A 12,245-nucleotide genomic window follows, 5' to 3' on the forward strand; every position below is an offset into this window, starting at 1 on the left:
CGACCCCGGGGGTGCGGCGCGCGGACCCGACCGCGCGACAGCAGGTGCTAGCAAATGTTACCCACGGGTACGACAGATTCTTAAAGTTGGGATTCCAGCAAAAGTGACCAAAACCACAACGGTAGGGAAAATCCGGGCGGATTGCCGGTATGAGCTGGAGGTTCGCTGAGAAACCGGGGGCGTGTCGGACGGCCCCGGCGTCGAGGCAACCCTAAGAAGAGTGCAATAATCGGTACCGGCAGTGACATAAAACTTGGCGGGCATCCGATCCGACGGCGCCCACAGCGGCAGCCGGATGCCTGTGTGCGCGCGCGACGACGCGCAGACCAGCGAGAAAGGCAGCGGCGTGGAGCCGAACAACGGGGCAGACACGAAAAAGCCGCAACGGCAGAAAATCGAAAAGGTCGTCATCCGCTTCGCCGGTGACTCCGGTGACGGGATGCAACTCACCGGGGACCGCTTCACCTCCGAGGCGGCGCTGTTCGGCAACGATCTGGCCACCCAGCCGAACTACCCGGCGGAGATCCGCGCCCCGCAGGGCACCCTGCCGGGTGTCTCCTCCTTCCAGATCCAGATCGCCGATTTCGACATCCTGACCGCCGGGGACCGTCCCGACGTGCTGGTCGCGATGAACCCGGCCGCGCTGAAGGCCAACATCGACGACCTGCCGCGCGGCGGGTTGGTGATCGCCAACTCCGACGAGTTCACCAAGCGCAACCTGGCCAAGATCGGTTACGAGGCCAACCCGCTGGAGACCGAGGAACTCTCCGACTACGTGGTGATCCCGGTCGCGATGACCACCCTGACCCTCGGGGCGGTGGAGTCGATCGGCGCCACCAAGAAGGACGGCGCCCGCGCCAAGAACATGTTCGCCCTCGGTCTGCTGTCGTGGATGTACGGCCGCCCGATCGAGGCCTCCGAGACCTTCATCCGCGAGAAGTTCGCCCGCAAACCCGAGATCGCCGAGGCCAACGTGCTGGCGCTCAAGGCCGGCTGGAACTACGGCGAGACCACCGAGGCGTTCGGCACCACCTACGAGGTGGCGCCGGCCAAGCTGCCGCCGGGGGAGTACCGCCAGATCTCGGGCAACACGGCACTCGCCTACGGGATCATCGCCGCCGGCCAGCTCGCCGAGACCCAGGTGGTGCTGGGCACCTACCCGATCACCCCGGCCTCGGACATCCTTCACGAGCTGTCCAAGCACAAGAACTTCGACGTGGTCACCCTGCAGGCCGAGGACGAGATCGCCGGCATCGGCGCCGCGCTCGGCGCCTCCTACGGCGGCGCGCTGGGTGTGACCAGCACGTCGGGCCCGGGACTGTCGCTCAAATCCGAGGCGCTGGGCCTCGGGGTGATCACCGAGCTGCCGCTGTTGTTGATCGACGTCCAGCGCGGCGGCCCGTCCACCGGGTTGCCGACCAAGACCGAGCAGGCCGACCTGCTGCAGGCGCTGTTCGGCCGCAACGGCGAGTCGCCGGTGGCCGTGCTGGCCCCGGCCACCCCGTCGGACTGCTTCGAGATCGCGATCGAGGCCGTCCGGATCGCCCTGACCTACCGCACCCCGGTGGTGCTGCTCTCCGACGGCGCGATCGCCAACGGCTCCGAACCGTGGCGCATCCCCGACGTCGCGGACCTCGAACCGATCGAACGGGACTTCGCCAAGCCCGACGAGCCGTTCCAGCCCTACGCGCGTGACCCGCAGACCCTGGCCCGGCAGTTCGCCGTGCCCGGAACCGCAGGCCTGGAGCACCGTATCGGCGGGCTGGAGAAGACCAACGGCTCCGGTGACATCTCCTACGACCCGGGCAACCACGACCTGATGGTCCGGTTGCGGCAGGCCAAGGTCGACGGCATCAAGGTGCCCGATCTGGAGGTCGACGACCCGACCGGTGACGCCGAGCTGCTGCTGCTGGGCTGGGGCAGTTCCTACGGGCCGATCGGTGAGGCGTGTAGGCGGGCGCGGCGCAACGGCATCAAGGTCGCCCACGCGCACCTGCGCTACCTCAACCCGTTCCCGGCCAACCTCGGCGAGGTGCTGGCCCGCTACCCGAAGGTGGTGACCCCGGAGATGAACCTGGGGCAGCTCGCGCTGCTGCTGCGCGGTCGCTACCTGGTCGACGTCCAGTCGGTGACCAAGGTGGCCGGCCGGGCGTTCCTCGCCGACGAGGTCGAGGGGATCATCACCGCGGCGCTGGACGGGACGCTGCGCGACAAGGAGAACGAGAAGCCCGGACTGGCCCGGGCCGCCACCGCCACCATCGAGGGCAAAGCAGGAGCTATCGCATGACCGAGTTGGACACCCACCCGAAGGACCTGGGGCTGACCGCCGTCAGCAGCGTCCCGACCACCGACGAGCCGCAGAAGGCCAAGGACTTCAACTCCAACTCGGAGGTCCGGTGGTGCCCGGGCTGCGGTGACTACGCGATCCTCAACACCATCCGCAACTTCCTGCCCCAGGTGGGGCTGCGGCGGGAGAACATCGTGTTCGTCAGCGGGATCGGCTGCTCCAGCCGGTTCCCGTACTACATGAACACCTACGGCGTGCACTCCATCCACGGTCGCGCCCCGACCTTCGCGACCGGGCTGGCGGTGGCCCGCGAGGACCTGTCGGTGTGGGTGGTCACCGGGGACGGCGACGCCCTGTCGATCGGCGGCAACCACCTGATCCACACGCTGCGCCGCAACGTCAACCTGACGATCCTGCTGTTCAACAACCGGATCTACGGGCTGACCAAGGGCCAGTACTCGCCCACCTCGGAAGCCGGCAAGATCACCAAGTCGACCCCGATGGGCTCACTGGACAACCCGTTCAACCCGGTGTCGCTGGCGATCGGGGCGGAAGCCACCTTCGTCGGCCGGGCGCTGGACTCCGACCGCAAGGGGCTCACCGAGGTGCTCGAGGGCGCCATGCAGCACCGCGGATCGGCGCTGGTGGAGATCCTGCAGGACTGCCCGGTGTTCAACGACGGCTCCTTCGACCTGCTGCGCAAGGAGGGCTCGGAGGACCGGCTGATCAACGTGCGGCAGGGCGAGCCGATCACCTTCGGCGCCAACGGCGAATACTGCGTGGTCAAGGCCGACTACGGACTCGAGGTGGCCAAGACCGCCGACGTCGCCGCCGACCAGATCGTGGTGCACGACGCCACCCTGGAGGACTCCTCGTACGCCTACGCGTTGTCCCGGCTGTCCGAACAGAACCTCGCGCATTTCCCGATGGGGATCTTCCGCCAGGTCAGCAAGCCCACCTACGACGACCAGGTGCGCAGCCAGATCGGGGCCGCCCGGGAGGCCACCCCGCACGACGGCGCCGCCCTGCAGTCGCTGCTGCGCGGCCGCGACACCTGGACCGTCGCCTGAGGTGACACCGCCGGCGGGCGGCCCCGCCGAACAACCGGCGGGGGTCGTCCTCGTCGGCGGCGCGTCGCGCCGAATGGGGCGCGACAAAGCCACCCTGTCGCTGCCCGGTTCGACCCGGACCTTCGTCGAGCACCTCGTTGAACTCCTGGGCCGACGCTGCGCGCCGGTCTTCGTGGTCGCCGCGCCCGGCCAGCGGTTGCCGGCCGTGCCCGCGCGGGTGCTGCACGACGAGGTGGCGGGTCGCGGTCCGTTGCCCGCGACCGGGCTCGGGTTGCGCGCGGCGGTCACGGCCGGGGCGCGACACGCCTTCGTCGCGGCGGTGGATCTGCCGCTTCTCGACCCCGATCTGATCGACGTCCTGGCCGCGGTGGCGGTGTCCACCGACGCTGACGTGGTGGTGCCCTGGGACGGCCGCGACCACTACCTGGCCGCGGTGTACCGCAGCTCCCTCACGGCCGACATCGATGCACTGGTGGCGGCCGGCGAACGCCGGATGCGCGCTCTGGTCGCGGGCCTGGACGCCCAGCGGATCGTGGTGGGGCAGCGGGCCGGGCTGGCCAACCTGAACTCGCCGGCCGACCTGGCCGCGCTGAGAACGCCGTGACGGCATTCGGCCAGCAAATTATATTATAAGACTGTCAAACTAGTTCTAGTATTGCCTTCAAGGCGGCTGAGAAATGACCGTCGTAAATCAAAATGACATCAATTCTTTAATGATTGTTTAATTCATTTGTTATCCGCATCGAGATTTTGTCGAGGTCGCACCCCGAAATTGGCCGCCGAAAACTGTCCATTGTCGTCGTTCGGTTATCCCGCTGTGGCCGACGGGTGTCCGTGGGGTGTCAAACGTGTTGGCGGGGAACAATTTTCGAGGCGCTCCCGGTCCGGCGACGATTGCGTTGTGGGTCCGATCGCGCCGGGTGGAACGGGCGCGCCACCGCTCCGGGGGCGTCAAGCCTGGGTCGAAGAATCGCAGCGAAATAGCCCTTTCGCGACGGAAACCAGTACTGGGTACCGAGTTCGGGCCGGTACGGATTGTCGGGCCGGCGGCGAGGCGACCTGCGGGCGCGTCGGATCCCGTCGGCTCGGGCGCCTGCAGAGCGCACGCCCGACGCCAGTGTGGCGCCGTACCGGCCCGCCACTGTGGGCGGGCTCACAAAAATGCGGTGAGTTACCTCACGATATGTTTGCCGTCGCACTGCTGGGCATGCCGCTACAGCAGGCTCGCTGACCAGCAGAGATCGTTCCAATATCCGTTCGTGATGCCGCCGTTATCCAATCGATATTGGCGTGTCGCCGACGTGACGTATTGGACCGGAGTCTTCTAGCGTGCCTTTCGTTCCGAATACGGAGCAAATAAAAACTCAAACCACGAGTCTGCGTGTGAGCAGGGCTGCGCCTCATCGAGGACCACCGCAGCCGCCGGATCCGAGTCCGGCGGGCATGACCCCCGTACCTGCTGCCGTGCCCAACCGAGAGGGCACGCCCCGCACCCCGTCCAGCGCCACGGCCAAGGCCGGGTAGCGGCACGCGCCCCGCGAAAGGAACGATGTTGCGTCACCTCCGTAAGACCTTGGCCATGACCGCGTTCGCCGGCGGGATGGCGCTGGCCCCGCTCGGGCTCGCCACCGGCACCGCGCACGCCGACAGCGTGGACTGGGATGCCGTTGCGGCCTGCGAGTCCGGCGGCAACTGGTCGATCAACACCGGCAACGGCTACTACGGCGGCCTGCAGTTCGCGCCGGGCACCTGGTCGGCCAACGGCGGCGCCGGCCTGCCCCACACCGCGAGCCGCGCCGAGCAGATCCGGGTCGCCGAGAACGTGCTGGCCACCCAGGGCATCGGTGCCTGGCCGGTCTGCGGGGCGCAGGGCTGACCGCCCACTGACCCTCTCGGTGGTGCCGGGCTGTTCGCGGCCCGGCACCACTGCTCTCTGAGTACCCCCCGCTTCGGCCCAGCGGTGCGCCCTGCGCGGTAGCGTCGGAGCCGTGAACGCCGAGCACCGTGAATTCGACCTGGTCCTCTACGGAGCCACCGGCTTCGTCGGAAAACTCACCGCGCGGTACCTGGCCCGCGCCGGCGGGGCGGCCCGCATCGCCCTGGCCGGCCGATCGACCGAACGGCTCCGCGCCGTTCGCGACGGCCTCGGCGACGAGGCCCGCGACTGGCCGCTGCTGCACGCCGACGCCGAGGTCCCGTCGACGCTGGCCGACCTGGCCGACCGCACCCGGGTGGTGGTCACCACCGTCGGCCCCTACACCCGGTACGGTCTTCCGCTGGTGGGAGCCTGTGCGGCGGCCGGAACCGACTACGCCGACCTGACCGGTGAGGCGATGTTCGTCCGGGAGAGCATCGACACCTTCCACAAGCAAGCCGCCGACACCGGCGCCCGCATCGTGCACGCCTGCGGCTTCGACTCCATCCCCTCCGACCTGAGCGTCTACGCGCTGTATCGACAGGTGCGCGCCGACGGGGCCGGTGAACTGCTCGACACCGACTATGTGCTGCGGCGCTTCAGCGGTGGACTGTCCGGCGGCACCATCGCCTCCGGGGTCGAGATGCTCACGACCTCGTCCTCCGACCCGGAGGCCCGTCGGCTGCTTGCCGACCCCTACACGTTGAGCAACGACATCGCCGCCGAACCGCAACTGGGCCCCCAGCCGGACTTCCCGTGGCGGCGCGGCGCCACGATCGCCCCCGAACTGGCCGGGGTGTGGACCGGTGGGTTCGGCATGGCGCCCTACAACACCCGCATCGTGCGGCGCAGCAACGAGCTGCAGGGCTGGGCCTACGGCAGGCGGTTCCGCTACAGCGAGCAGATGAGCGTCGGCTCCTCGCTGCTGGCACCGGTGGCCGCCGCCGCGGTCACCGGCGTCACCGCCGCGACGTTCGGGCTCGGCGGGCGCTACTTCCGGTTGCTGCCGCGTCGCCTGGTGGAGGCGATCGCCCCCAAGCCCGGCACCGGCCCCAGCGCGGCCGCCCGGGAACGCGGCCACTACCGGGTGGAGACCTACGCCACCACCGACACCGGCGCCCGGTACGTGACCGGCTTCGCCCAGCGCGGCGACCCCGGGTATCAGGCGACCGCGGTGCTGCTGGGAGAGAGCGGTCTGGCGTTGGCGCTGGACCGGAAGAAGCTCTCCGAGTTGCGCGGCGTGCTCACCCCCGCCGCCGCGATGGGCGACGCGCTGCTGGATCGGTTCCCAGCCGCCGAAGTCGCGGTCGACACCACCCGGCTGGGCTAGTCTCGACCCTGCGGCACCCCCGCCACCACCCGCCCCCTCACGGAAGAAGCGTGCACCCCATGGCCGGTCTTGACGATCTGTTCGCGCAGATCCCCACCCAGCAGATCGCGGCGAAGCTCGGCGCCGACCAAGCCGACGTCGACCAGGCGATCCAGACCCTGGTGCCGGTGCTGGTCGGCGGGCTGCAGCAGAACGCCGAGAACCCGGACAACGCCGCCGACATCGAGTCGGCGGCCAGCACGCACGCCGCCCGCGGGCTGCTCGACCGCGGTGTCGCCCTCGACGACGTCGACGAGGACGCCGGCCAGCAGGAGGTCGCCCGGATCTTCGGCGGCAACGACCACACCGAGGTGGCCGCCGCACTCTCCGGCGGCGGCGTCGGCAACAACGAGCTGATCCAGAAGCTGCTGCCGATCCTGACCCCGATCGTGCTCGCCTACATCGGCAAGCAGCTCGGCGGCGCAGGCAAGGAAGAGGCCGCCAAGTCCGGCGGTGGGCTCGGTGAGGTGCTCGGCGGCATCCTCGGGGGCGGGGGCAACAACCCGCTGGGCTCCATCCTGGGCGGGGTGCTCGGCGACGACAAGGGCGGCCTGCTCGGCGGCATCCTCGGTGGCCTGCTGGGCGGCAAGAAGTAGTACGGCGGCTGCCCGCGGTTTTGCGGGCTTCCTAGAATTGGCCGGGTGACTGCCAGCCCGAGCCGCCTGACCGATGACGCCCTCCCGAAATCCTGGGACCCGGGCGCCGTGGAAGCCGCGCTCTACCAGGGCTGGGTCGAGGCCGGCTACTTCACCGCCGACCCGCACAGCGACAAGCCCGGCTACTCGATCGTGCTGCCGCCGCCCAACGTCACGGGCAGCCTGCACATGGGCCACGCCCTCGACCACACCCTGATGGACGCGCTCACCCGCCGCAAACGGATGCAGGGCTACGAGGTGCTGTGGCTGCCCGGCATGGACCACGCCGGCATCGCCACCCAGAGCGTGGTGGAACGCCGCCTCGCGGAGGCCGGACAGACCAAGGAGGACCTCGGCCGCGAGGGCTTCATCGAGAAGGTGTGGGCGTGGAAAGCCGAGTCCGGCGGCACCATCGGCGAACAGATGCGCCGGATCGGCGACGGTGTCGACTGGAGCCGGGACCGCTTCACGATGGACGCCGGGCTGTCCCGCGCGGTGCGCACCATCTTCAAGCGCCTCTACGACGCCGGGCTGATCTACCGCGCCGAACGGCTGGTCAACTGGTCGCCGGTGCTGGAGACCGCGATCAGCGACCTGGAGGTCAAATACGCCGACGTCGAGGGCGAGCTGGTCTCGTTCCGCTACGGCGCCCTCGATGACGACGGCCCGCACATCGTGGTCGCCACCACCCGGGTGGAGACCATGCTCGGCGACACCGCCATCGCCGTGCACCCCGACGACGAGCGCTACCGCCACCTGGTCGGCGCGGCGCTGCCGCACCCGTTCCTGGACCGCGACGTCGTGATCGTCGCCGACACCCACGTCGACCCGGAGTTCGGCACCGGCGCGGTCAAGGTCACCCCCGCCCACGACCCGAACGACTTCGAGATCGGGTTGCGCCACGGCCTGCCGATGCCCTCGATCCTGGACACCCGGGGCCGCATCACCGACACCGGCACCGCCTTCGACGGGATGGACCGGTTCGAAGCGCGGGTGAAGGTGCGCGAGGCGCTCGCCGAGCAGGGCCGCATCGTCGCCGAGAAACGCCCCTACGTGCACAGCGTCGGGCACTCCGAACGCAGCGGCGAGGTCATCGAGCCGCGGCTGTCGATGCAGTGGTGGGTGAAGGTCGACGGGCTGGCCAAGGCGGCCGGCGACGCGGTGCGCGACGGCGACACCGAGATCCACCCGGCCGGGCTGCGGCCACGCTGGTTCGACTGGGTCGACGACATGCACGACTGGTGCATCTCGCGGCAGCTGTGGTGGGGCCACCGCATCCCGATCTGGCACGGGCCCGACGGGCAGATCGTGTGCGTGGGCCCCGACGAGGAGCCGCCCGCGGGCTATGAGCAGGACCCCGACGTCCTCGACACCTGGTTCTCCTCGGCGCTGTGGCCGTTCTCCACGATGGGCTGGCCCGAGCAGACCGCCGAACTGGCGAAGTTCTATCCCACCAGCGTGCTGGTCACCGGCTACGACATCCTGTTCTTCTGGGTGGCCCGGATGATGATGTTCGGCACCTTCGTCGGCACCGACGACGCGATCACCGGCGCCGGCTCGCGCGGCCCGCAGGTGCCGTTCCGGAACGTGTTCCTGCACGGCCTGATCCGCGACGAGCACGGCCGCAAGATGAGCAAGTCGCGCGGCAACGGCATCGACCCGCTGGACTGGGTGGAGCGGTTCGGCGCCGACGCGCTGCGGTTCACCCTGGCCCGCGGCGCCAGCCCCGGCGGGGACCTCTCGATCGGCGAGGACCACGCCCGCGCCTCCCGCAACTTCGTCACCAAACTGTTCAACGCCACCCGGTTCGCGCTGCTCAACGGCGCCGCCCCGGCTCCGCTGCCGGACCCCGCGGCGCTCACCGCCGCCGACCGGTGGATCCTGGGCCGGCTCGAGCAGGTCCGCGCCGAGGTGGACTCCGCCCTCGACGGCTACGAGTTCAGCAAGGCCTGCGAGGCGCTCTACCACTTCACCTGGGACGAATTCTGCGACTGGTACGTGGAACTGGCCAAGGTGCAACTGGGCTCCGGGCACGCCCACACCACCGCGGTGCTGGCCGCGGTGCTCGACACCCTGCTGCGGCTGCTGCACCCGGTGATCCCGTTCGTCACCGAGACGCTGTGGCTGGCGCTGACCCGCGACGCGGCCGCCGAGGAGCGGTCGCTGGTGATCGCGGCGTGGCCGGGCCCGTCGGGTGTCGCCCTCGATCCACAGGCCGCCCAACGGGTGGCCGACGTGCAGAAACTGGTCACCGAGATCCGCCGGTTCCGCAGCGACCAGGGCCTGGCCGACCGCCAGAAGGTCCCGGCCCGCCTCGCCGGCATCGACACCGCCGGCCTCGACGCCGAACTGGCGACGGTGCGCGCCCTGTCCTGGCTGCAGGCCCCGGACGCGGACTTCACCGCTTCGGCGGCGGTGGAGGTGCGGCTCAGTGCCGCCACCGTCGTCGTCGAGGTGGACACCTCCGGCACCGTCGACGTCGCCGCCGAGCGCCGCAGGCTGGAGAAGGACCTGGGCGCCGCCCAGAAGGAACTGGCCACCACCAGCGCGAAACTGGACAACCCGGCCTTCCTGGAGAAGGCGCCCGCCGCGGTGGTGGACAAGATCCGCGGGCGCAGGCAACTCGCCCGCGAGGAAGCCGACCGGATCACCGCGCGGCTGGCGGACCTGGCGTGAGCGCCCCCGACGAAGCGGACGTCCCCACGCCCGACGAGGTCGCGGCGCTGCTGCAGGTCGAGCATCTGCTCGACCAGCGGTGGGGCGAAACCCAGATCGAGCCGAGCCTGACCCGCATCAACGCCCTGCTCGACCTGCTCGGATCCCCGCAACGCGGCTACCCCACGATCCACATCGGCGGCACCAACGGCAAGACCTCGGTGGCCCGGATGGTCGACGCGCTGCTCACCGCGCTGCACCGCCGCACCGGCCGGCTGACCAGCCCGCACCTGCAATCGGCGGTGGAGCGCATCGCCGTCGACGGCCGGCCGATCAGTCCGGCACAGTACGTGGCGACCTACCGGGAGATCGAACCGTTCGTCCAGATGGTCGACGAATCCTCCCGCGCCCAGGACGGGCCCGCGATGAGCAAGTTCGAGGTGCTCACCGGGATGGCGTTCGCCGCGTTCGCCGACGCGCCCGTCGAGGTCGCCGTCGTCGAGGTCGGTTTGGGCGGGCGGTGGGACGCCACCAACGTGGTCAACGCGCCGGTGGTGGCGATCACCCCGATCGGCATCGACCACGAGGAGTACCTCGGCAGCGAACTGGCCGGCATCGCCGCGGAGAAGGCCGGGATCATCCACGCCGCCGCGGCCGACCAGGTCGACACCGTCGCGGTGATCGCCCGGCAGCAACCCGAGGCGATGGAGCCGCTGCTGGCCCGCGCGATCGACACCGACGCCGCGGTCGCCCGGGAGGACGCCGAGTTCGCCGTCCTGGACCGGCAGGTGGCGGTCGGCGGCCAGCTGCTCACCCTGCAGGGCCTCGGCGGGGTGTACTCGGAGATCCTGCTGCCGCTGCACGGAGAGCACCAGGCGCACAACGCGGCCGTCGCGCTGGCGGCGGTGGAGGCGTTCTTCGGGGCCGGCAAGGACCGCCAACTCGACGTCGAGGCGGTGCGGGCCGGGTTCGCCGCCGTGCGCAGCCCCGGCCGGCTGGAGCGGCTGCGCAGCGCCCCGACCGTCTTCATCGACGCGGCCCACAACCCGGGCGGCGCGGCGGCGCTGGCCCAGGCCCTCGACGACGAGTTCGACTTCCGCTACCTGGTCGGGGTGGTCAGCATCCTCGCCGACAAGGACGTCGACGCGATCCTGGCCGCCCTCGAGCCGGTCTTCGACCATCTGGTGGTCACCCATAACGGCTCGCCGCGGGCGGTCGACGTCGAGGAGCTCACGCTGGCCGCCCAACAGCGCTTCGGCCCGGACCGGGTCAGCCCGGCGCCGACCCTGCCCGATGCCATCGAAGCGGCCACCGCGCTGGTCGAAGACGCCGGCGCCGATGGCGCGCTGGCCGGGACCGGCATCGTCATCACCGGCTCGGTGGTCACCGCCGGCGCGGCCCGCAGCCTGTTCGGAGGTGAACCGCAATGACCGACCGTCCCGCTCCGGTCGACCCGTGGAAGAGTTTCCGCGGGGTGATGGCCGCGACGCTGATCCTCGAGGCGATCGTGGTGCTGCTGGCCCTGCCGGTCGTCGGCATGGTCGGCGGTGGGCTGACCGCGGTGTCGCTGAGCTATCTGCTGGGGATCGCCGCCGTGCTGATCCTGCTCACCGGGATCCAGGGCCGGCCCTGGGCGATCTGGGTGAACCTGGCCGTGCAGATGGTGCTGCTGCTGGGGTTCGCCGTCTACCCGGGGATCGGTTTCGTCGGGGTGGTGTTCACCCTGGTGTGGGTGCTGATCGCCTACTTCCGGGTGGAGGTGCTGCGCAGGCAGCGCCGCGGGTTGCTGCCCGGCCAGGCCGGGCCGTCCGACGGTGCTGCCTGACCCCGGTCGGTTACGCTGTGCGCCGTGACCGAACGCACCCTGGTGTTGATCAAGCCCGACGGAGTCGAACGACGCCTGGTGGGCGAGATCGTGCGCCGCATCGAAGGCAAGGGGCTCACGCTGGCGGCGTTGGAGCTCAAGAACGTCACCGACGACCTGGCCCGCAGGCACTACGCCGAGCACGACGGAAAACCGTTCTTCGACTCGCTGCTGGAGTTCCTGACCTCCGGCCCGGTCGTGGCCGCGGTGGTCGAAGGCCCCCGGGCCATCGCCGCATTCCGGCAACTCGCCGGCGGCACCGACCCGGTCGACAAGGCCACCCCCGGCACGATCCGCGGTGACTACGGGCTGGAAATCCAGTCCAACCTGGTCCACGGCTCCGATTCGGCCGACTCGGCGCGCCGCGAGATCGAACTGTGGTTCCCCGGACTTTGAGAACAGATCACCGACTTGGTTCGCGCCGGCGCGACAGTGTGGGATACTGAGCCG

General features: G+C 70.1%; 10 protein-coding genes. All 10 read left to right on the forward strand.

The genetic code is table 11. The features are described 5' to 3' along the window. The first annotated feature begins 295 nt into the window (after positions 1 to 295). The 10 genes from AWC30_RS03710 (at position 296) to ndk (ending at position 12,191) form a co-directional block, all read left to right on the forward strand. Positions 296 to 2,287 carry a 2-oxoacid:acceptor oxidoreductase subunit alpha gene (locus AWC30_RS03710; protein WP_085108850.1) on the forward strand — a complete coding sequence of 664 codons (1,992 nt, stop codon included), beginning with the start codon at positions 296 to 298 and terminating at the stop codon, positions 2,285 to 2,287. Next, entirely contained in the window at positions 2,284 to 3,357 is a 1,074-nt protein-coding gene (locus AWC30_RS03715) for a 2-oxoacid:ferredoxin oxidoreductase subunit beta (RefSeq protein WP_085108851.1), read from the forward strand. Before AWC30_RS03710 ends, AWC30_RS03715 begins: the two co-directional genes overlap by 4 nt. Before the next feature lies 1 nt (position 3,358). Further along, positions 3,359 to 3,961: a molybdenum cofactor guanylyltransferase gene (gene mobA, locus AWC30_RS03720; protein ID WP_264000192.1), complete on the forward strand. Its 603-nt coding sequence runs from the start codon at positions 3,359 to 3,361 to the stop codon at positions 3,959 to 3,961. 948 nt (positions 3,962 to 4,909) lie between these two features. Then, positions 4,910 to 5,233 carry a transglycosylase family protein gene (locus tag AWC30_RS03725; protein ID WP_085108967.1) on the forward strand — a complete coding sequence of 108 codons (324 nt, stop codon included), beginning with the start codon at positions 4,910 to 4,912 and terminating at the stop codon, positions 5,231 to 5,233. A gap of 112 nt (positions 5,234 to 5,345) precedes the next feature. Continuing rightward, on the forward strand, positions 5,346 to 6,602 hold the full coding sequence (locus tag AWC30_RS03730; protein ID WP_085108853.1) for a saccharopine dehydrogenase family protein: 1,257 nt from the start codon (positions 5,346 to 5,348) through the stop codon (positions 6,600 to 6,602). 59 nt (positions 6,603 to 6,661) lie between these two features. Further along, positions 6,662 to 7,237, forward strand: coding sequence for a DUF937 domain-containing protein (locus AWC30_RS03735; RefSeq protein WP_085108854.1), 576 nt, complete (start codon positions 6,662 to 6,664; stop codon positions 7,235 to 7,237). A 45-nt stretch (positions 7,238 to 7,282) separates the two neighbouring features. Then, a complete protein-coding gene (locus tag AWC30_RS03740) occupies positions 7,283 to 9,952 on the forward strand; it encodes a valine--tRNA ligase (RefSeq protein ID WP_085108855.1) in 2,670 nt (889 codons plus the stop codon). Further along, a complete protein-coding gene (folC, locus tag AWC30_RS03745; protein WP_085108856.1) occupies positions 9,949 to 11,361 on the forward strand; it encodes a bifunctional tetrahydrofolate synthase/dihydrofolate synthase in 1,413 nt (470 codons plus the stop codon). The genes AWC30_RS03740 and folC overlap by 4 nt, the downstream gene beginning before the upstream one ends. Beyond that, positions 11,358 to 11,756: a DUF4233 domain-containing protein gene (locus AWC30_RS03750; RefSeq protein ID WP_085108857.1), complete on the forward strand. Its 399-nt coding sequence runs from the start codon at positions 11,358 to 11,360 to the stop codon at positions 11,754 to 11,756. Before folC ends, AWC30_RS03750 begins: the two co-directional genes overlap by 4 nt. Positions 11,757 to 11,780: 24 nt before the next feature. After that, the gene (ndk, locus tag AWC30_RS03755) at positions 11,781 to 12,191 is read left to right on the forward strand and encodes a nucleoside-diphosphate kinase (protein ID WP_085108858.1); all 411 of its coding nucleotides are present in this window, start codon (positions 11,781 to 11,783) and stop codon (positions 12,189 to 12,191) included. The last annotated feature ends 54 nt before the right edge of the window (positions 12,192 to 12,245 follow it).

The sequence above is a fragment of the Mycolicibacillus trivialis genome, from assembly GCF_002102395.1.
GTDB classification, from domain to species: domain Bacteria; phylum Actinomycetota; class Actinomycetes; order Mycobacteriales; family Mycobacteriaceae; genus Mycobacterium; species Mycobacterium triviale.

Coding starts and splice junctions, on each gene's coding strand:
- AWC30_RS03710 (WP_085108850.1), top strand. CDS start 296: ATGCCTGTGTGCGCGCGCGACGACGCGCAGACCAGCGAGAAAGGCAGC.
- AWC30_RS03715 (WP_085108851.1), top strand. CDS start 2,284: ATGACCGAGTTGGACACCCACCCGAAGGACCTGGGGCTGACCGCCGTC.
- AWC30_RS03735 (WP_085108854.1), top strand. CDS start 6,662: ATGGCCGGTCTTGACGATCTGTTCGCGCAGATCCCCACCCAGCAGATC.
- AWC30_RS03750 (WP_085108857.1), top strand. CDS start 11,358: ATGACCGACCGTCCCGCTCCGGTCGACCCGTGGAAGAGTTTCCGCGGG.